This is a genomic window from Thioalkalivibrio sp. ALE12 (assembly GCF_000381105.1).
GTDB lineage: Bacteria > Pseudomonadota > Gammaproteobacteria > Ectothiorhodospirales > Ectothiorhodospiraceae > Thioalkalivibrio.
Genome location: NZ_KB905911.1, coordinates 89,675 through 108,479 on the forward strand (window position 1 = coordinate 89,675; position 18,805 = coordinate 108,479).

General features: G+C 67.1%; 20 protein-coding genes. 6 read left to right on the forward strand and 14 right to left on the reverse strand.

The window, feature by feature from the left end; genetic code table 11:
• Positions 1 to 16: 16 nt before the first annotated feature.
• Positions 17 to 607 (forward strand): hypothetical protein, encoded by a 591-nt coding sequence (locus F614_RS0111025; RefSeq protein ID WP_018867349.1) that lies wholly within the window; start codon positions 17 to 19, stop codon positions 605 to 607.
• A 284-nt stretch (positions 608 to 891) separates the two neighbouring features.
• Here the strand turns inward: F614_RS0111025 and F614_RS0111030 are convergent, their stop codons facing one another.
• Complete coding sequence (locus F614_RS0111030; protein WP_018867350.1) at positions 892 to 2,103, reverse strand: response regulator; 1,212 nt, start codon at positions 2,101 to 2,103, stop codon at positions 892 to 894.
• A 128-nt stretch (positions 2,104 to 2,231) separates the two neighbouring features.
• Complete coding sequence (ppk1, locus tag F614_RS0111035; protein WP_018867351.1) at positions 2,232 to 4,316, reverse strand: polyphosphate kinase 1; 2,085 nt, start codon at positions 4,314 to 4,316, stop codon at positions 2,232 to 2,234.
• Positions 4,317 to 4,500: 184 nt separating this feature from the next.
• Between ppk1 and F614_RS0111040 the strand changes: the two genes are divergently transcribed.
• Positions 4,501 to 5,118 carry a hypothetical protein gene (locus F614_RS0111040; RefSeq protein ID WP_018867352.1) on the forward strand — a complete coding sequence of 206 codons (618 nt, stop codon included), beginning with the start codon at positions 4,501 to 4,503 and terminating at the stop codon, positions 5,116 to 5,118.
• 48 nt (positions 5,119 to 5,166) lie between these two features.
• Positions 5,167 to 5,487, forward strand: coding sequence for a DUF2007 domain-containing protein (locus tag F614_RS0111045; protein WP_081618338.1), 321 nt, complete (start codon positions 5,167 to 5,169; stop codon positions 5,485 to 5,487).
• A 1-nt stretch (position 5,488) separates the two neighbouring features.
• Here F614_RS0111045 and F614_RS0111050 read toward each other — a convergent pair whose 3' ends face one another.
• Positions 5,489 to 6,208: a lytic transglycosylase domain-containing protein gene (locus tag F614_RS0111050; protein WP_019558901.1), complete on the reverse strand. Its 720-nt coding sequence runs from the start codon at positions 6,206 to 6,208 to the stop codon at positions 5,489 to 5,491.
• A gap of 143 nt (positions 6,209 to 6,351) precedes the next feature.
• On the opposite strand from F614_RS0111050, the gene F614_RS0111055 reads away from it, so the two are divergent.
• The 3 genes from F614_RS0111055 to F614_RS0111065 are packed head-to-tail and all read left to right on the forward strand — an operon-like array spanning position 6,352 to position 8,130.
• On the forward strand, positions 6,352 to 7,158 hold the full coding sequence (locus F614_RS0111055; protein ID WP_019558902.1) for a biotin--[acetyl-CoA-carboxylase] ligase: 807 nt from the start codon (positions 6,352 to 6,354) through the stop codon (positions 7,156 to 7,158).
• Positions 7,151 to 7,930, forward strand: coding sequence for a type III pantothenate kinase (locus tag F614_RS0111060; protein WP_019558903.1), 780 nt, complete (start codon positions 7,151 to 7,153; stop codon positions 7,928 to 7,930). Before F614_RS0111055 ends, F614_RS0111060 begins: the two co-directional genes overlap by 8 nt.
• Positions 7,918 to 8,130: a hypothetical protein gene (locus F614_RS0111065; RefSeq protein ID WP_019558904.1), complete on the forward strand. Its 213-nt coding sequence runs from the start codon at positions 7,918 to 7,920 to the stop codon at positions 8,128 to 8,130. Before F614_RS0111060 ends, F614_RS0111065 begins: the two co-directional genes overlap by 13 nt.
• Before the next feature lie 6 nt (positions 8,131 to 8,136).
• Here F614_RS0111065 and F614_RS0111070 read toward each other — a convergent pair whose 3' ends face one another.
• From F614_RS0111070 to F614_RS0111120, 11 genes are all read right to left on the reverse strand, one after another.
• Complete coding sequence (locus F614_RS0111070) at positions 8,137 to 8,664, reverse strand: DUF2062 domain-containing protein (protein WP_019558905.1); 528 nt, start codon at positions 8,662 to 8,664, stop codon at positions 8,137 to 8,139.
• A 13-nt stretch (positions 8,665 to 8,677) separates the two neighbouring features.
• Positions 8,678 to 9,031: an arsenate reductase gene (locus F614_RS0111075; protein WP_019558906.1), complete on the reverse strand. Its 354-nt coding sequence runs from the start codon at positions 9,029 to 9,031 to the stop codon at positions 8,678 to 8,680.
• Positions 9,024 to 9,845 (reverse strand): 2,3,4,5-tetrahydropyridine-2,6-dicarboxylate N-succinyltransferase, encoded by an 822-nt coding sequence (gene dapD / locus F614_RS0111080; protein ID WP_018867360.1) that lies wholly within the window; start codon positions 9,843 to 9,845, stop codon positions 9,024 to 9,026. Before dapD ends, F614_RS0111075 begins: the two co-directional genes overlap by 8 nt.
• A 20-nt stretch (positions 9,846 to 9,865) precedes the next feature.
• Positions 9,866 to 11,071 (reverse strand): succinyldiaminopimelate transaminase, encoded by a 1,206-nt coding sequence (gene dapC, locus F614_RS0111085; RefSeq protein WP_019558907.1) that lies wholly within the window; start codon positions 11,069 to 11,071, stop codon positions 9,866 to 9,868.
• A gap of 84 nt (positions 11,072 to 11,155) precedes the next feature.
• Positions 11,156 to 11,890 (reverse strand): glycosyltransferase, encoded by a 735-nt coding sequence (locus F614_RS0111090; protein ID WP_018880728.1) that lies wholly within the window; start codon positions 11,888 to 11,890, stop codon positions 11,156 to 11,158.
• 22 nt (positions 11,891 to 11,912) lie between these two features.
• Positions 11,913 to 12,233: a rhodanese-like domain-containing protein gene (locus tag F614_RS0111095; protein ID WP_018867363.1), complete on the reverse strand. Its 321-nt coding sequence runs from the start codon at positions 12,231 to 12,233 to the stop codon at positions 11,913 to 11,915.
• 165 nt (positions 12,234 to 12,398) lie between these two features.
• Positions 12,399 to 12,725, reverse strand: a complete 327-nt coding sequence (locus F614_RS0111100; RefSeq protein WP_018867364.1) for a P-II family nitrogen regulator — start codon at positions 12,723 to 12,725, stop codon at positions 12,399 to 12,401.
• On the reverse strand, positions 12,722 to 15,859 hold the full coding sequence (locus F614_RS0111105) for a DUF2309 domain-containing protein (RefSeq protein WP_019558908.1): 3,138 nt from the start codon (positions 15,857 to 15,859) through the stop codon (positions 12,722 to 12,724). The genes F614_RS0111100 and F614_RS0111105 overlap by 4 nt, the downstream gene beginning before the upstream one ends.
• Positions 15,856 to 16,605, reverse strand: a complete 750-nt coding sequence (locus F614_RS0111110) for a hypothetical protein (protein WP_018867366.1) — start codon at positions 16,603 to 16,605, stop codon at positions 15,856 to 15,858. Before F614_RS0111110 ends, F614_RS0111105 begins: the two co-directional genes overlap by 4 nt.
• Before the next feature lies 1 nt (position 16,606).
• Positions 16,607 to 18,289, reverse strand: a complete 1,683-nt coding sequence (locus F614_RS0111115) for an NADH-quinone oxidoreductase subunit L (protein ID WP_019558909.1) — start codon at positions 18,287 to 18,289, stop codon at positions 16,607 to 16,609.
• A 291-nt stretch (positions 18,290 to 18,580) separates the two neighbouring features.
• Positions 18,581 to 18,805, reverse strand: a 225-nt coding sequence (locus F614_RS0111120) for a transposase (RefSeq protein ID WP_026279207.1), incomplete at its 5' end; no start/stop codon positions are given.

Below are 18,805 nucleotides of genomic sequence, written 5' to 3' on the forward strand. Positions count from 1 at the left end.
GGAAAGGATGGATGCAATGCTGACGCTGGTGGTCTGGATCTATGTACTGTCGGTGCCGTTGTGGATCGGCATCTGGTGGTCGGCTACGGGGTTCCGGTTGATGCGGCACAACCGGTTGCTGGCACTGCCCTTCCTGCTCAGTCTGGTGTATGTGGTCGGAAACGCCCTGCTGGTGGCCATGTTCGGCGGGCTCAGCGAAGCCACCTACGAGGAGGGTCGGTACGTGTTCATCACCGACCGGGCCATGATCGCGGTTCAGGCGACGGCGAGTGTGCTGATCGTGGCCACCATTGTGTACGGCCTGAGCATACGGCGGGTACCGGTGCACTTCATCCGTTTCATGGTGTATGCATTCGTGGCGTTGCTGGGGGTGATGGCGCCGATCCTGTGGATTCCGGCGCAGGAGGCGGAGTTCTTCTTTGTGCTCCGCCATGTGCAGTCGATCGGACTGAACTTCGGGCTGTTCCTCTGCGTGGCCGGGATCGTGGTGCTGTTGCAGGACCTGCTGCGTCATGGCGACGCCGAGGTCACCCTGCTGGGCGGACTGCATGATGTGCCGCGCTCCGAGCGTCAAAGTGAAGCGGATACAAAAAACCGCGGGAGCTGAGGCGCTTACCGGGTGTGTTGTGAACGGGTAGGGAACCCAGCGACCCTCTGCATCGGGAACAAGAGGATTGGGTACAGGAGCGCCTCGGTTCCGGGAGGGTGCCGCACGCGTGTGCGGCCCGATGGTGTGCGGCGCATGTGCCCCTGTATTCACTCACGTTTGGGGCTTGTACTCCAGGTTCCCCGACCCTGCATTGCGCCCCGAGGGTTTATAGAACGGGGGTGGAGGCGCTAACGGCTGTGTGACCCCTGCCTCGGGGGCTCGGGGTGCCCACGCGAGCGTGTTCACCCATCAGCATTTCTCTGGAGCGAGACCTGCTGAGCGGGTATGCCGCCTGTTGTGTCCTGGTCCGACAGACCAAGGCGCCCCAGTAGCTTCTGGCATTCGGCGGAGTCCGCCGCCCCATTGGTCAGCAAGAAGGCGGTGCGCATGATGGGGAGATGAATGTGGCCGCTGCCCAGACCGAAGCCGTGGGCGGCCCCAATCATCTGCTTTAACGGGAGAGAGAGGCGTAGACGCGACTTCAGCGCTACGGCCATTCGAGCGGGCCAGTCCCCCGCAAGCGCCGTATCCAGGGCGGCTGGGTCGAGGGTGCAGCCCTGAAGGACGCAGCGCTGTGCCGTGGCGATGACCGCGAGCTCGCCCAGGCGATGCATCAGTCCGGCGGTAAAGCAAAGGCTGGCGTCCGCCCGCAGGCTGCGACCCAGGGCCGCGGCCTGGTGGGCCATGCGCTCGCTCTGTTCCTGGTAATGCCGGGCGCGGGTCTGGAGGTTGGGGTCCTGAAGTGTGGTGGTGAGATCGAGGGCCATGGCCATTGCCAGATTCAGGGCGGTGGGGATGCCCAGAACCTGCAGGGCGTCGCGTAGCGAGGTATTGGGGGTGTCGGTGCGCCTCAGAGCACTGCCGTTGGATGCATCGATCAGGCGCGTGACCAGGGATGGAATGTCCTGCCAGGCCTTCTCCAGTTCGGACAGCGAGAGTGTGTCGGCCCGCGCCCTCAATTCCCGCAGTGCGTCAAGATCGATCGGTGTAGGCAGTCTCAGCTCACCGGATTCGGCCTGTTGCAGGGCGTTTTCCAGGGCGGGCGCCTCCGGCTCGCCCTCGGCTTCTTCGCGGGACTCGGCGGTAGTCGCTCCCGTAGCCAGTATCGCTTGCAGACGGTCATGCACCAGTTCCGCCTCGAAGGGCTTGGAGATAAAACCCCGGACGCCGTAGCGAGCGGCGCGCTGGACACTCTTACGGTCCGGGTTCGCGGTGATGATGACGATGGGCGTGACGCGGCCATCGATGGCCGCCCGTCGCAGGAAGTCCAGCCCGTTCCCGTCGGGCAGCGACAGGTCCGACAGCACGAGGTCGTGGTGTTTCTCGCGCCAACGTCGCAGGGCCTCGGTAATGGAGCGCGCGTGGAAGATGTCGGAATTGGGATAAAGGCCGCGAACGAGCGTCTTCAGGAGATCCGCCATGAGATCTTCGTCTTCCAGTATCAGGATCTTCATAGGGGGTCCGGATGCTCGCGCCCACAGGGAGGTTGTGACCTTCAGGTTCGGTTGTCCGAAGGATGGGGTCAAGCGGGGACCGGCGAAGTCCCACGACCGGGTGCCCCGCGCCGGCCATGGATGTCGCGTCAGCCGGCGGTAGACCCCGCCAGCCGGGCCGCCAGGACCTCCTGTGCGGAGTAGGGGGCCTGGTCGTCTGCGGGCCGAATGCGGGTGTAGCTGCCGTCCGGTTGCAGGGACCAGGCGGTGGCGGTGTCGCGCAGGTAGTTGAACAGGGATTCCTCGGCCACGCGGTCGCGCAGCTCCGGGTCGCGCACCGGGAAAGCCACCTCGACGCGGCGGAAGAAGTTGCGCGGCATCCAGTCGGCGCTGGAAAGGAACACCTCGGGGTTGCCGGCGTTCTCGAAGTAGAACACCCGCGAGTGTTCGAGGAAGCGGCCCAGTACCGAGCGCACCTCGATGGTTTCCGATATGCCGGGGACCCCGGGGCGCAGGCTGCAGATGCCGCGCACGATCAGCTGGATGGGCACACCGGCCTGCGAGGCCTGGTACAGGGCCTGGATGATGGTGGCCTCGTTCAGGGAGTTCATGCGCGCGACGATGCGCGCCGGTTTGCCGGCCCGGTGGTTCTCGATCTCGCGCTCGATCTTCTCCTGCATCGCGTCGTGCAGGCGGAAGGGGGCCTGGATGAGCTGGCGCAGCCGGGTCACCTTGCCGAGCCCGGTCAGCTGGAGAAACACGCGGTGGACGTCCTCGGTCAGCACGGGGTCGGCCGTCAGCAGGCCGAAATCGGTGTAGGCCTTGGCAGTGCCCGAGTGATAGTTGCCGGTGCCGAGGTGGGCGTAGCGGGTAATCTGGTCGCCATCCCGGCGCACCACCAGGGCCAGCTTGGCGTGGGTCTTGTAGCCGACCACGCCGTAGGTCACATGCACCCCGGCATCCTGCATGCGGTTGGCCAGCTCGATGTTGTCGGCCTCGTCGAAGCGCGCCCGCAGCTCGATCACGACGGTGACCTCCTTGCCGGCCTGCGCCGCCTCGATCAGGGTCTCGACCAGGGGCGAGCGGGTGCCCGTGCGGTACAGGGTCTGCTTGATGGCCAGTACCCGCGGGTCGGCCGCGGCCTGACGCAGGAAATCCACCACCGGCATGAACGACTGGTACGGATGATGCAGCAATAGCTCCTGCTCGCGGATGCAGGCGAAGATGCCGCTACCGCTGGCGTCCACGCGAGGCAGGGCCGGGACCAGGGGCGGGAACTTGAGGTCCGGGCGCTCGACCAGTTCGTGCACCGCCATCAGCCGGTTCAGGTTCACGAGGCCGGTGACCTGATACAGGTCGTCGGGGTCCAGATGGAACTGCTGCAGGAGGAAATCGGCGACCTCCTGCGGGCAGTTGTCCGCGACCTCCAGGCGAACGCCGGCGCCGTAGTTGCGCTGGGGCAGCTCGCCTTCCAGGGCGTTCAGGAGGTCGTCGATCTCCTCTTCCTGCACGAACAGGTCGGAGTTGCGGGTCAGCCGGAACTGGTAGCAGCCGGTCACCTTCATCCCGCGGAACAGCTCGTCAACATGGGCGTGCAGGATGGACGACAGCAGGACGAAGTCGTTGTCGCCGCTGGCGACCTCCCGCGGGAGGCGCACCAGACGCGGGAGAGAACGCGGTGCCTGCACCACGGCGCGGCCGGACTCGCGTCCGAAGGCGTCCTTGCCCTTCAGCGTGACGATGAAGTTCAGGCTCTTGTTCAGGATGCGCGGAAAGGGATGCGCCGGGTCCAGGCCGATCGGGGTCAGGACCGGTTGCAGCTGTTCGCGGAAATACTGCAGCACCCATTCCTGCTGCGCGGAGCTCCAGTGGGTGCGGCGCACGAAGTGGATGCCCTCGGCCGCCAGTGCCGGGATCAGTTCATCGTTCAGGGTGCGGTACTGCTCCTCCACCAGGTCGTGCGCACGCGGGGCGATCTGGCGCAGCTGCTCGGCGGCGGACAGGCCATCCGGGCCGGGGGCCTGCACGTTCAGTTCGACCTGCTGGCGCAGCGAGCCCACGCGGACCTCGAAGAACTCGTCCAGGTTGGTGGAGGAGATACTCAGATAGCGCAGGCGTTCGAGCAGCGGGAAGGCGGGGTCCTGGGCGATCGCGAGGACCCGACGGTTGAATTCCAGCAGGGACAGCTCGCGATTGAGGAACAGATCAGTCTGGGTCACGTCGGCATCCGGCATGCACGACTCGCGGCAGAAGTGGACTCGCGAGTCTATGACGACATTATGTCAGTTCCGTGAATGGGGGGCAGGCGTGGCCGAAGTCCCCGGGCGACGTGCCTGAACTGCGGTACGGGTCGACGGACGGCTATAATTCATGGCTTGATCATGCAGCGCGAGTGGCGCTGCCGTAAGGAGAACTCCCTTGGCCGAATTTACCCTGACACTGCATGCGCGCGACGAATCGCAGCCCGAGCTGCGCAAGGTCTCGCTGGCCGTCGAGGGCGAGCTGCCCGAATACGGCCAGGTCTGGGTGTGGGATATCGTTTACGCCCAGCAGTTGTTCGCCCTGGGCGAGGTGCAGGCGGCCCAGGACCTCAAGGAGACCATGGAACTTTGGGCGGTCAACATGTCCAGCAAGGTGTTCCAGCCGCATGGGCATATCCTGTCCAAGGGGTACCTGGACCTGTCGGAGAACCTGCAGCTGGTGAACGGAGATTCCGTGCCGGCCGCGGCCGACGGGGATCGCCAGGTGGTCGTATCGGTCGACGGCCAGGCCGGGCAGCTCCCGGATGTCCGGGTGTCCCCCGAGAGCCTGACGGCCGACGAGCGCCAGGATCTGGTGCTGGGGCTGGGCCAGTACTTCAACTTCGAAAACCCGATGTTCGCGCGCGAGCTGCCGATTCATGTCCTGGCCATGCGCAAGTACCACGCGGACATCAACCTGCCGCACACCCGTACCGCGCTCGAGGAAGCCCCGTTCTTCGCAATCCAGAAGGCGATGGAATACTTCCAGGCGGCCAATCAGGGCACTGTGCAGTAGGGGTAGGCCCGCTGCGTCGGATTTGCCGCGCGTGCTACGGTCGCGGCCATGAGGACTGTCTATTCCGCCGCCGACCCCGTGATGGCCGGGTTCATCGAGGACCTGCTGAAAGAGGCCGGCATCCCGGCGTACGTGAACCAGGCCGGGCTCATGGGCGCGGCGGGGGAGGTCCCGCCAACCGAGACCTGGGCGCGCATCATGGTGGTGCACGAGGAGCAGGCCGAGGAGGCGCGAGCCCTGATCCTGGAGTACCTGGAGGGCGAGCCGGAACACGACGGCCGGGACTGGAAGTGCCCGCGCTGCGGCGAGGTGATCGAGCCGCAGTTCACCCAGTGCTGGAACTGCGGGCGCGACAAGCCCAAAGACTGATTCAGTTCGGTCGTCCGTTGCCGGTGTACTGCGAGCGGATGCGCTGGATGTAGGTCTGTGTCTCGCGGAATGGCGGGACGCCGCCGTGGCGCTCCACCGCGCCGGGGCCGGCGTTGTAGGCGGCCAGGGCGAGATCCAGATTCCCCTCGAAGCGCTCGAGCATCGCGGCCAGATAGCGTGTGCCGCCGTTGATGTTCTGGGCCGGATCGAAACGGTCGGTGACCCCGAGATCGGCCGCGGTCGCGGGCATCAGCTGCATCAGGCCGTGGGCGCCCACCCGCGAGACCGCCTGCGGATCGAAGCAGGATTCCACGTGAATGACCGACTGGACCAGCGCAGGGTCGAGGCCCTTGCGGGTGGCGGCCGTACGAATCAGGTCCGCGAACTCGCCACCGCCGGTGGCCAGCGCCTGGCGGGCGCGCTCGCCGCAGCGGGCGCGCGCGGTGGGGCGGCCGTAGGTGGCGACCAGTTCCATGCCGCTGTCCTGGCGATGCTGGTTGGTGACCAGGCGTTCACCGCCCGGGCCCTCGAACACGAAGATCTGGCTGGGAGACCAGTCGCCGCCCGTGGACGGGGTCCCCGTGCCCGTGCTCGCGGGCGAGCGGATAGTTTCGTACGGGATACCCTGGGGCCGTTCGTCGGTCAGGACGCGGGCACCGGAGGCATCGCGGTAGCTGTACAGCTCGTCCGCGCTGGTTCCGCCCGCGACCAGCCCTGCCACCAGTACCAGCAGCCCCAGCGCCGTCCGGACGGAATGCTTACCATGGTGCCTGGCTTTCCCCCGCGTATCCCTGGTATCCAACCCCTGTGCCCCCTGGCCGAGTACCGATCCCGATGACCGAGACTTCGTTCACAGTCTGCATTATGGCGCCGGAAAGTGCATGGCTGAAAGAGCGCGTCGACGGCCTGCTGGCGGGCAGCGACGTCGACGCACCTTGGGTCGAGGTCCTGGAATCGGTCGATTCGACCAACCGCTATCTCCTGGAGGCGGCTGCCACGGACGATGAGCGACCGCGTGTCTGCGTGGCACATACCCAGACCGCGGGCCGCGGCCGGCGGGGCCGGATCTGGCAGTCGCGGCCCGGGGCGAGCCTCGCTCTGTCGCTGGCGTGGCCCATCGCGCGGGGCCCGGTGCCGCCCGCCTATCCGGTGGGTGTGGGGATCGGGGTAATCCAGGCCCTGGAGGGGCTGGGTCTGGAGTCCGTGCGGCTCAAGTGGCCCAATGACCTGATGATCCAGGGCGCCAAGCTCGGCGGAATCCTGATGGAGCAGCGGGCACCCGGTCGGGAGCGGCCGGGCCGGCTGGTGGCCGGGATCGGGATGAATCGCGAGGCCGCGGATACACTGGAGCTGGACCGCGCGGTCACCGATCTCGCCAGTCATTGTCCGGGTGGGGCGCCGGACGGCCTGGAACTGGCCGCGCGGGTGGTCGACCGGCTTTGCCGCCTGCATCCCGTCCTGGTGCGCGAGGGCGTGGCCTCGCTGGAGTCCGAGCTGGAGCGGCTCGATCTGTTGCGCGGGCAGGCCATCGAGCTTCTGGACGATGGAGCGCAGGCCCGGGCGCTGGGGATCGCCCCGGCCAGCGGCTGTCTGGTGGCGGCATTCGCGGACGGATCGGTGCGTCATCTGCACTCGGGCGAGGTTTCGGTACGGAGTCGTGAACATGTCTGACATCGCGCTGGTGGATATCGGCAGTACCCGGGTCAAATGGCAGGTGCGCAGCCGGGATGGCGACGTACTGGGTTCCGGCGCGGCCCGGGAGCCCGCGGGCTGTGCCCGTGCCCTCGCGTCCATGGCACAGGAGTCGCCCATCGGCGCCGTATGGGTGTCGCGGGTGGCGGGTGAGCGCGGGGCCGCGTTCTCCGGGGAACTGGCGGACGCGGGCATCGGGGCCGTGGTTCACACGGTTCGGGTCGCGGCTGCCGGGCCGAACGGCCTGCGGACCGACTACGCAGCCGGCCAGCTGGGGGTGGACCGGTATTGCGCGCTGGTCGCGGCGCGGGCCGTTGGTGATATGCCGGTCATCCTGGTGGATGCCGGAACCGCGGTCACCGTCGACGTGTTGCAGGCGGACGGGTGTCATGCAGGCGGCTACATACTGCCGGGGCGCCAGCTCGGCTGGGAGGCGCTACAGCCCCGTCTGGCCGATCGTATCGCGCCGCGCGAGGCGACGCAGTGGCCCGAGGACCTCGACCCGTCGCCCGGGCTGAACAGTGCGGATGCGCTGGAGCGTGGCTGGGGCCTGGGGATGGCCGGGGCGCTGGACGGGCTGATCGCGCGCTCCCGCGACGTGCTGGGCGAGGAGGCCCCCTGCTGGCTGACCGGGGGGGATGCCTACTGGCTGGCGCCGCTGTTGCGCGAGGAATCTCGGATCGTGCCCAACCTGGTTCTGGACGGGCTATGGGCCCTGTCGCTCGCGGAGGATGCCGGATGCGCTGGCTAATCCTGGCGCTCGCGCTGCTGAACCTGGGGTACTTCGTGTGGGTGTGGCACGACGGCCGGCTGGATCCGGACCCCTACGCCGAAGTACCGCCCCTGGAGCGCGACCGGGGCACGGTGGAGTTGCTGGATGTCCGGCTGGAATGGCCGAAACCCAGTGGCGCGCCGGCAGGGGAAGGGGTCGCCGAGGAGGCGACCGAGTGACGAGGCTTAGGGGCCGCGGCGCCGGGCCCGCTCGGCGCGCCGCCGGTCCCGGTGGCGCTGCCAGGCGGCGGACAGTTGATGGGAGATCCAGTAGCCGGACATAGCGGTGGGCGTGGCGATCAGCAGACTGCCCAGTAACGTGAAGGTAATCTCGTCGCCGATCCCCTGCAGGTACCAGGCGTCCGGGTCGTGGGTGAGCAGGGGCGTGTAGCGAAAGACTGCCTCGCCCAGCGAGTGGTAGCCCCAGTACAGGGGAGAGGTGGTCAGGGGGTTGCTGACGAACGAGGCCACGAAGGCCGTCGGGAAATTCCCGGCCAGCGCGATGCAGAGGATGATCATCAATACGGTCTGAAAGCCGACCGTGGGCGTCAGGCCAATGAACAGCCCGATGGCAACCCCGCGGGCCATGGCCTCCGGGCCGCTCTTCATGCTCCCGGCGGCATGCAGGCCCGTGTGCAGGCGGGGATGACGGGCCAGCCAGTGGTGGGCGCGCCAGCGCAACGCCCGCCAGCGAATGCCGGCCCGCCTCAGCATGCCGCCGAGGGCCTCAGGCAGCCCCCCAGCGGGCCGCGATGTCGGGGGTCCAGCCGACCGTGATCGCGTCCCCCTGTTCGATCACCGGCCGCTTGATCAGGGCTGAGTGTTCGAGCATCAGGGCGATCGCGCGTTCGCGGTCCAGCCCGTCGCGCTGTTCGGCGGGAAGCTGGCGCCAGGTCGTGCCGCGCCGGTTGACCAGGGCCTCCCAGCCAAGCGCCTCGACCCAGGCGCGCACCCGGGCTTCCTCCAGTCCGTCCTTGCGAACGTCCACGAAACGCACGCCCACGCCGGCCGCGTCCAGCGCCCGGCGAGCCTTGCGGACGGTATCGCAGTTGGCGATCCCGAAGAGCGCGATCTCAGACATCGCGCAGCAGGGCGTTCAGACCCACCTTGGCCTTGGTCTTCTCGTCCACGCGCTTCACGATCACCGCGCAGTACAGCGAGTACTTGCCGTCCTTGGAGGGCAGGGTGCCGGAGACCACCACGGAGCCGGCCGGTACGCGGCCATAGAGGATCTCGTCGTTCTCGCGATCGTAGATCCGGGTGGACTGGCCGAGATACACGCCCATGGAGATGACCGCGCCTTCCTCGACGATCACGCCCTCGACCACCTCGGATCGGGCACCGATGAAGCAGTTGTCTTCGATGATGGTCGGGGCCGCCTGCAGCGGCTCCAGCACGCCGCCGATCCCGACGCCGCCGGAGAGATGCACATTCTTGCCGATCTGGGCGCAGGAGCCGACCGTGGCCCAGGTATCGACCATCGTGCCTTCATCCACATAGGCACCGATGTTCACGTAGGACGGCATCAGCACCGTGTTGGGGGCGATGAAGCTCCCGCGGCGCGCGGTGGCCGGCGGCACGACGCGCACGCCGGCCTCGCGGAAGTCACGGCTGGAGGTGTCGGCGTACTTGGACGGGACCTTGTCGTAATAGTTGGTGAAGCCGCCCTTGATGAACTCGTTCTCCGAGATGCGGAACGACAGCAGTACGGCCTTCTTCAGCCATTCGTTCACCACCCATTCGCCGCCCTTCTTCTCGGCGACTCGGGCACGGCCGGTGTCCAGCATCTCCAGCGCCTCGTTCACCGCATCGCGGACATTGGTCTCCACGTTGCGCGGGTTGATCTCGGCGCGGCGTTCAAAGGCGGTTTCGATGGTGCTCTGGATATCGGACATCAGGTTTTCCTTGCAACGTATTAATAGGTAATGGATTCATACAGGCTGGCAATGCGCTCGGCGGCCTCGACACAGGCGGCCGGCTCGGCGACCAGGGCCATGCGGACATGCCCGGCACCGGGGTTGTGCCCGGAGTTCGGGTCGCTGCGCGAGAGGTAGCGCCCGGGCAGCACCGTCACTCCGGCCTCGGCGTACAGGCGGCGGGCAAAGGCCTCGTCGTCGCCTTCGGGAACCCGTGGCCAGAGGTAAAAGCCGGCGGCCGGTGTGGTGACGTCGAGTATGGCCTGTAGCCGCGGGACGACCGCCGCGAACTTCTCCGCGTACAGGGCCCGATTGTGCGCGACATGGGCCTCGTCCGCCCAGGCCACGCGACTAACGGCCTGGGTGGGCGGCGGCAGGGTGCAGCCATGGTAGGTACGGTACAGCGCGAAGCGGTCCAGCAGCTCGGCATCGCCCGCCACGAATCCGGAGCGCAGCCCCGGGAGGTTGGAGCGCTTGGACAGGCTGTGGAACACGATGCAGCGTTCGAACCCGCTATTGCCCATGCGCGCCGCGGCACCCAGCAGGCCAGCCGGTGGGGTGGCCTCCGGGTGATAGATCTCGGAGTAGCACTCGTCGGCCGCGATCACGAAGTCATGGCGTTCGGCCAGACGGATCAGGTCCTGCATCGCCGCCTCGGACATGCAGGCGCCGGCCGGGTTGCCCGGGTTGCAGATGTAGACGAGCTGCACCGCATCCCAGGTGGCGACGTCGATCGTGGAGAAGTCGGGTAGATAGCCGTTCTCCGGCGCCAGGTCGTAGAAGGCCGGTTCTGCCCCGGCCAGGAGGGCCGCACCCTCGTAGATCTGGTAGAAGGGATTCGGCATCAACACGCGCGCCCCGGGCTTCTCCGCGACGACGGCCTGGGCGATCGCGAACAGGGCCTCGCGGGTACCGCTGACCGGCAGCACCTGGCGCTCGGGCTTCACGGTATCCAAGTCGAACCGGCGTTGCAGCCAGGCGGCGATCGTCTCGCGCAGGGCCGGTTCGCCGCGCGTGGTGGGGTAGTGGTTGTAACCCTGTACGGCGTCGCGCAGGGCGGGTTCGACGAAACCCGGAAGCGCATGGCGTGGTTCGCCGATCGACAGCGCGATGGGCTCCAGCCCTTCCGGCTGGCGCAGGTCCGCGAACAGGGCCCGCAGGCGTTCGAACGGGTAAGGCTGGAGCCGGTCGAGGCGGGGATTCATGGCGTCCGGGGGTTCCTCTGCAGGGCGCGAACCGAAAGACCGCGCAGTATACCGAACCCGACGGGGCGACGGCACCGCGATCGTTCAGTCGCGACTGCCCGGACGGGTATACCAGAACCAGCTGAGGCGGCGGGAGCGCAGGCTCCAGGGGAGCAGCAGGACCTGCAGCACCACCAGGATGTGACGGCCGGGGTGAAACCAGTCCGCCTTGCGCCCGGAGGTCAACACGGGGGTGTCCAGGATTTCCACGCGCTGGCCGTGTGCCCGGCCCCAGCGGCGCAGGGCGCGCGACAGGAAGACCTCTTCCCCGGCATACACAGCTTCGCTGAAACCGCCGACGGCGGTGAAGGCCTCGCGGGTACAGAAGACGTAACAGCCGGCGGCCAGCTTCAGGCGCGCCGCCAGCGCGTTCCAGGCGCCGGCACCCCAGCGGTAGATGTGGTGATTCAGGTGGTCGAAATCTACTCGGGCACCGCCGCCGCAGACGCGGCCGCTATCCAGTGCCTTCAGGGTGGCCTGCAGCAGGTCGCGATCCGGCCAGGTGTCGGCGTCCACGAACAGCAGGTCGTCCCCGGTGGCCGCCTCGGCGCCGGCATTGCGGGCGCGGCTGATCCTGCGTTCCGGCTCGAAGACGACACGACAGCCGGCGCGCTGCGCGATCTGCGGGGTCGCGTCCGTGGAGGCGTTGTCCACCACGATGATCTCGCTGGGGCGATCGACGGCCGAGAGGGCGTCCTGAACGGCCGCCAGGGTTCGTGGCAGCCATTCGGCCTCGTTCCAGGCCGGGATGATGACCGACAGGGTGGGTGCGCGTCTCACGCAGCGGCCAGGGGAGCTCTGATCAATAGGTCGCCATGTGGGGATCGACCTCGCGTGCCCAGGCATCAATGCCGCCGGACAGGTTGATCACGTTGTTGAACCCGACCCGCTGCAGAAAGCCGCAGACTTGCTGGCTGCGGACGCCGTGGTGACAGATCACCACGATCTCGTCCTCCGGATTCAGGTCCTGGTACGCCGTCGGGATCTGGCCCATCGGGAGCAGTTGCGAGCCCTCAATGTGGCAGTGCCGGAATTCCCAGGGCTCGCGCACATCCAGCAGCTTCGGCGGGCTCTTTGCCTGCGAGAGATAGTCGTGCAATTCCCGGGGGGACATCTGGCGCATGGTGGTGAACCGTGACTGGGGAGTGACTCAGGCTGGCTTCGGGAGTGGCGCATTGCAAGAGGCGGGATGCACGCCAGGGATTGGCATGTTGCCTGTGAACCGGCCAAGCCCGGCTGTCGAATAACAGGTGTTCCCGGGAGCGCCGCAGCCGCCCGGGGGTGGATTTCAGCCCTTGAATTTCACCAGACGACTGACCTGGATGTCGGAGATGAAGATCACGCCACTGTGCTGGTTGAAGAAGGGGGTGAAGCCCTCGAGGATCGGCTCGACCAGTTCCTCGGGTACGGCGGCGATGATCATGATCAGCACGTCGTCCTCGTTGAACATCAGATGGCCTTCGTGGAAGCCCTGGCTGCCCTTTCCCGAGAGGTTGCCCATGATGGTGTAGCCCTTGACGCCGGCCCGGTCGAGCAGATCGGTGGCAAAGGCCTGGTGTTCGCCCTCGAGAATGATCTCCAGCTTCTTGAGGGGATTCAGGTTCACGTCGTTCATGCGCGGGTCTCCTCCGCAGCCGTTGGATCGGTTTGCCCATGAGCGGCCCCGGGCAGCGGCTCTTCCAGCCACTGGCCGTCCGCGAAGCGATGGATCCGGTGGGTCTCGGGGTCGAGGATCACTACCAGGATCCATCCGTTGGTGACCAGGCTCCGGACCTTGGCGACGCCGTCGATCGCCCCCCGGGCGTGTTCAAAGGGCGCCTCGATGACGGCCAGCAGGCGGATCGGGTCATGGTAGGGCCGGCCGTCGCGCAGTACGGTCTGGGCGGGGAGGCCGGTTCGCAGGTCACTGAGGTTGCCGGTGATGACACCGAGGCGGCACGCCACGTTGTGGTAGACCTTGCTGCCGCTGCCATAGTGTTCGTTGTCGACCGTGGAGAAGTAGTGCTCCATGTTGATCCACTGGGCGACCACCAGCGGGCCGGTCAGGATATTCGCGAGCAGACGCCCGCGCGGGTCGAGGCGATAGTCGTAGGAGTGCAGGAAGGTACGGCCCTCGAGGTCGCTGCCCTCGGTCAGGTGGCGGCGCCCGATGATGAAGCCCGCGTTGCGCGCCAGGCCCCATTCGGGCCGCACCTGGGCCCAGTCCACCGTGTTGCGCTGGGCCATCCGCGCGGCCTGGATGGGCTCGAGTTCCGGCCCGCCCTCCGGCGGCAGGGTCTGCAGCCGCTCCGCGGCGGTGCGGCGCCGCGCTGCCTGCAACCCGTTGCGCAGGCGCTCGAGGTAGACGAGATGACTGGCCGGGAGCAGATCCAGGTCGTGCAACTCGATCGCGTCGCTGGTCGTGTTGTGGAATGCCGGCAGGAACCAGGCATCGTCCGGGATGTGGATGCCCTCGTGCCGCAGGCGCCGGCGAACCTCCGGCTTGTTGCCCATATGCGCCAGGACGCGGGCACTGACGAGGCCGTGACTCCCGCCGCAGGCACCGCAGTCGAGGGCGGACTCGTAGGGATTGTTGTGCGACTGGCTGCCGTGCCCCGTCAGGATGACGAAGCGGGAGAACTGTTCCGTGAGCCCGATGGAGCGCAGCGCCTGGGCGACGAAGTAGGTCTGCTCGTCGAGGGAGAAGCCGATGCGCCCGAGGCGTTCGAGTTGCATCTGCGCATACGAGCGATTGATGCGGTAGCGCTGTTGCAGGGTCTGGATAAAATCCGCCTCGGCGCGTTTGCCAAGGGCGAACGCCTGCGCGAAGTGGGTCTGCCCCGTGTGGCGCCCCAGGGCCGCCTCGCGCAGTTCGCGGATGATCGCGTCGGTGATCGATTCGCGCTCGATGCCGAACTCCTTGTGAATCGCCTCCACGATGATGACCCGCTGCAGCGCGCGAACGACCGAGTCCGCCTGTTCGCGGGTGAGCTTGTCGACCAGCAAACGGGTGGACGGCTTGTCCGATTCGATGCGGTGGCGCCAACGATTGTAGAGCCGCGGCGCGAGGGTCTTGCCGACCATGTCGAAACCGAAGAGCAGGCCAATGGCCTCGACCGTGAAGTAGGGCGACAGGACCGAATGCTTCAGGTCGTGCAGCAGGTGTTCCGCCGAGGAATACAGATCCGTCTCCAGTTTCTCGGCGCCGGTCGTCACCTCGAGGACCAGGTTCTTCGGGGTCAGCAGCACGGGACACAGGTGATCCTCGCTGCCCTTGCCCAGCGCGATGAAGCTGACCGGGACACCGAAGAATCCGGCGATCCCGTAGGTCTGGTAGTCGCCAAGCGTCTCGAGCTGGCGGCGAATGCGCTCCGAGCGTACATCGATACAAAACAGCATCTGCGCAAAGGGGCGCTTTTCGCGGGGTGGCGCGGGAGTCGGGTGAAGGCGTGACAGCAGCGCGCGGCGGTAGGTTGTCTCCATGGCCTCCAGCCAGATCATGCCCTCGCGCCGTTCGAATGCCTCCAGTTCCGTCAGCACCTCGGCCAGGCATCCCGGCGAGAGCCCGCGGAAGGCATTCGGTGTGCCGGCGCGCTGTGCCAGTTCTTCGAGGGCACGTGACTGGGTCCCGGCTTCAGCCTGGCGCTTTTCGGGGATGTAAGCCCCGATGAGCCGGGCGATTTCGGCCGGCCGACCGCGCGCCACTGCGTCCTCGACGGACTCGGCCCGAGTGGGCAGCACGGCGCCGGTGAACAGTTCGTGGCGCAGGAAGGATTCCGCCGGGCGCTCGGTAATCCGGGCCTCGAGTTCGAACCGGTTGCGTGGCATCCGACGGCGCCGCGCGTGTTCGCGGACCAGGGACAGTGCCAGCACCAGGCGAATCGCCAGGAAGTCGACCAGGTCCGCTGGATATTCGCGGGCCCAGTGATAGCGAGGCGCCCGTTCGCGCCAGCGGATAAAGCCGGCCCAGCCGTGCAGATGGGTGAGTTCGCGCACGATCAGCCCGGGCCAGGACGGCTCGGGGATGCCGAGTTCGTCGAGGACGAAGGCGATGATGCCCTCCGGGGTGTCGCTCTGATCCAGGATTTTCTTGATGTGCAGGCCGCGCAGGAACAGCCGCAGGTTGCGCTGTGCAAGCTGGCTCCAGGCGGCGAACAGGCCCTGTTCGCGCCCGGGCATGGGCCAGGCGGACTGGCCCTCGTCGAAGAAGTCGAGGCAGGTCTTGATCAGGAGCTCGTCCAGGGTCTCGGCGATGCGGGTGTCGTAGAGGTGGTCCAGCGCCTCGTAGAGCGGCCGCTCCGGCGGGAACGCCCGGCGCAGGATGTCCTCGATGCGTTCCACATCCACGCCGTCCCCCGCGGATGGAACACCGCCGGCGAGGATGGCCGCCACGTCCTCCGCCGCGGCCAGCACGCACGGTCGACGGGCCGGTTCGCGACAGCGCGTGAGCAGGGTATGGATCAGCGCGTGGCCACCGGTGGCCTGCAGGGCTGGATAGCCACCAAGCGCCCGGTCGATCGCTGTGTCCAGCGCATCCGGGTCGATGCGGCCATCGGCGAGCAGCCACTGGTAGTCGGCGCGGGCCAGGAAGCCGCGCCCGTGGAACAGGGCCCGGCCACGCTCGATCGCCTCGGGGAAGGGGTGGTCCTCCAGCCCGTGCAACGGGTTGTGGTGGATGAAGGTGCGCATGGGCCAGAAGTTGGGGATCGGCTCGGCGGCCATGTGCACCATGGAGCGGATCTTCAGCTGGCGGCCGAGGGAAAGGGTCACAGCGCACCTCCGGTCCAGATGAGCCCGGCGCCTGTCAGGGCCACGACGAGACCGGCGAAGCCCCATGCGCGGGGGGCCGTCAGATCGGCAGCCACGGGTCCGCTGCGCGGACCGAATACCGTGCCCTGCAGCAGACGGGCCCCCGCCCAGCTCCATAGCAGCCAGATCAGCAGGATGCCAATGGCGAAGCCGACGGGCGCACTGCCCAGTAGGGTCAGCAGGGCGAAGAAGCCGGGGAACAAGGGCAGGGCCATTGCCGCGAGCGTTGCCACCACAATGATCCCCGAGAGGCGCGGCAGATCGCGTGCCAGACCGCCGTGGAGCCCCGTGTAGGCGGCTCCCAGGCGTCCGACGAGGACTTCGCGCACCACCAGCATCAGGACAGGGGCGGTGGTCAGTGCCAGCGTCACGGCGACGAGATCAACCGGCGCGGGTGTTTGCAGGGCGTAGAGCCAGACCAGGGGCCAGGCGGATACGGCCAGCATGGCGTTCCAGCGCCCGACCTCGCGCACGGTCAGCATCCGGAAGGCGTAGAACAGCGCACTCATCACGGCCCAGGTCGCGAGAATCGGACCTGGCTCCAGTTCGCCCCAGAGGATCAGGACGACCCCGATCTGGGGCCAGAAGACGACGAGTGCGAGCCGTACCGGCAGAGGCTGGGTGCTGACGGCGAGCCGCGTGAACAGCATCGTGGCCGGGAAGAGCGGCAGGAAGAACGCGGCGAGTATCAATAGAAACACCGACATGTCAGCGCCACCTCAGCCAGATATTGAGGCGTCTGGACAGGGCCAGCAGCCGGTCCGTGACACGTTCGTGGACGTCGGCTACATAAAGCTCGCGCGACAGAAGCGAGTACAGCATCAGCCGTGCGCCGGCCGGCAGCTTGTCCATCGGGCGCTGGCGCGTCCGGCTCAGGTAGGCCCCGATCCAGCCGAGGACGAACACCACGGCCAGCAGGACGACCAGGACATCGAAGGTGAGTTTGTCGATGCCCGCCGCGGTGTAGAGGGCGTCACGGAATGCGGCATCCGGGTAGAGGAAGGCCTCGAAGCTGTGGCCCACCAGTACGTAGCCGATCACGATGACGGCGAAGGACAGGATGATCAGGGCCATCATGCGCAGCGGGTTCTCGGTATCCAGCCGCTGGGCGGTGAAGAGCACCTGTACACCGGTGATCCAGCCGAAGAACAGCAGCACGATCGCGCCCTGTTGCTGGAAGAAGCGCTCGGCGACCCAGGCATGCGCGCCCACCAGGATCACCAGCGGCACGATCAGCGTGACCGCCCCGATAATGAACCAGGGCACGCGTGCGGGGGCCGACTTGCGCTCCACGAGGAAGTCGTAGAGGGGCTCGTTGGGAACCCCGTCATGGCGGCGCGCGGCCCCGATCACGTTGCCGGCTCCGAGGAACAGGGTGCCCTTGAACAGGCCGTGGGCGATCAGATGAAAGATCGACAGCGCGAAGGCGCCGGCACCGGTTTCCATCACCATGAAGCCCATCTGCCCCATGGTGGAGTAGCCCAGCGACTTCTTGATGTCGTTCTGCGAAAGCATCATCAGCGAGCCGATCACGGCGGTCAGCAGGCCCACGATGAAGAGCAGATGGAGGACCTCGCTACTGTGGACGAACACCGGGGCGAAGCGGTTGATGATGATGCCGCCGGCGTTGACGATCCCCGCATGCATCAGGGCCGACACGGGCGTGGGCCCCTCCATGGTGTAGGGCAGCCAGGTGTGCAGCGGGAACTGGGCCGACTTCGCGAAGGCGGCCAGCGCTACCAGGAAGGCCACCGTCCCGGTGACGGGCAGCCCCATGGCGGTGCGGGCATCGGGGCTTTCGGCGATACGGTCGAAGAGGGTGGGGAGGTCGAGTACGCCGTAGGCCTGGAACAGGATCACGGTGGCCAGCACCAGCGGCAGGTCCCCCAGACGGTAGGTGATGAACGTCCAGAAGGCGTAGCGCTGCGCGCGCGGCGGTTCGGTGTTGTGCGTAAGCAGGAAGTAGAGGACTACCCCGATCAGGTGCCAGCCGATCAGGAGGGTGATCAGGTCGCCGGCCATCACCATCAGGAGGATGGATCCGGTCATCAGGTCCAGCAGCATGAAGAAGCGGGCGTACCCGGGCTCCTCGAACATGTAGCGGATCGAGTAGACGTGCACCACCAGGCTGATGGCGGCGACGACCAGCGCCATGATGGCGCTGAGCGGGTCCAGCTGCAGGCTGCCCCAGCCGTTGGCCAGGCCCATCCACTGCGGTCCGGTGTCGCCGGCGATGTAGTGCGCCAGCTGGAACGCGGCGATCCCCACGACGATGACGTTGATCCCCACGCTCAGGTGCGCGACCCGGTGGCCCAGCCGGCCCGCAAGGAGGTGCACCAGCAGTGCTGCCAGAAAGGGCAGCAGGGCGATCAGCCACTGCAGTTCCATCATCGTCCCACCCCGCTCTTTCGGGTAACGCCCCGCGTGTTGCGGGTCGTCCACCTCCGATCGCGTCCTGCCCGAGGCCTGCACGGCGCCCAGCTTGGGAAAACGCCGGGAGCACTACCGAGGCGTCATCGAAACCCGGTTGCTACGCTAAAAGTACGGGTCGGGGGCATGATTGCGCAAACGGCGCATTCCCGGGAGCTGGCCCGTGGAAAATATAGAAGGAGATGCGTTGCGCGGTTGTGTGCGTCAAGTTGTGCAGAAATGAGTCGGCCATGTTCGGTTGGTCCGTATGGCTCAGGCGGCCTCGGCCTGCCGGAGCAAGATCTTCTTGTGTTCTTTGAGCAGATCCATGTTCAGGTAGCGGTTGTCCTCCAGCCAGCCTTCGTGGATTTCGACGGCCAGGGCCCGCACCAGACGTAGACAGCTGTGGGTGTTGGGGAAGATCCGGACCACCCGGGTCCGGCGGCGGATCTCCTCGTTCAGCCGCTCGAGCATGTTGGTGCTCTTCATGTGCTTGTG

Coding starts and splice junctions, on each gene's coding strand:
- F614_RS0111025 (WP_018867349.1), top strand. CDS start 17: ATGCTGACGCTGGTGGTCTGGATCTATGTACTGTCGGTGCCGTTGTGG.
- F614_RS0111030 (WP_018867350.1), bottom strand. CDS start 2,103: ATGAAGATCCTGATACTGGAAGACGAAGATCTCATGGCGGATCTCCTG.
- ppk1 (WP_018867351.1), bottom strand. CDS start 4,316: ATGCCGGATGCCGACGTGACCCAGACTGATCTGTTCCTCAATCGCGAG.
- F614_RS0111045 (WP_081618338.1), top strand. CDS start 5,167: ATGAGGACTGTCTATTCCGCCGCCGACCCCGTGATGGCCGGGTTCATC.
- F614_RS0111055 (WP_019558902.1), top strand. CDS start 6,352: ATGGCGCCGGAAAGTGCATGGCTGAAAGAGCGCGTCGACGGCCTGCTG.
- F614_RS0111060 (WP_019558903.1), top strand. CDS start 7,151: ATGTCTGACATCGCGCTGGTGGATATCGGCAGTACCCGGGTCAAATGG.
- F614_RS0111065 (WP_019558904.1), top strand. CDS start 7,918: ATGCGCTGGCTAATCCTGGCGCTCGCGCTGCTGAACCTGGGGTACTTC.
- F614_RS0111070 (WP_019558905.1), bottom strand. CDS start 8,664: ATGCTGAGGCGGGCCGGCATTCGCTGGCGGGCGTTGCGCTGGCGCGCC.
- F614_RS0111075 (WP_019558906.1), bottom strand. CDS start 9,031: ATGTCTGAGATCGCGCTCTTCGGGATCGCCAACTGCGATACCGTCCGC.
- dapD (WP_018867360.1), bottom strand. CDS start 9,845: ATGTCCGATATCCAGAGCACCATCGAAACCGCCTTTGAACGCCGCGCC.
- dapC (WP_019558907.1), bottom strand. CDS start 11,071: ATGAATCCCCGCCTCGACCGGCTCCAGCCTTACCCGTTCGAACGCCTG.
- F614_RS0111095 (WP_018867363.1), bottom strand. CDS start 12,233: ATGCGCCAGATGTCCCCCCGGGAATTGCACGACTATCTCTCGCAGGCA.
- F614_RS0111100 (WP_018867364.1), bottom strand. CDS start 12,725: ATGAACGACGTGAACCTGAATCCCCTCAAGAAGCTGGAGATCATTCTC.
- F614_RS0111110 (WP_018867366.1), bottom strand. CDS start 16,605: ATGTCGGTGTTTCTATTGATACTCGCCGCGTTCTTCCTGCCGCTCTTC.
- F614_RS0111115 (WP_019558909.1), bottom strand. CDS start 18,289: ATGATGGAACTGCAGTGGCTGATCGCCCTGCTGCCCTTTCTGGCAGCA.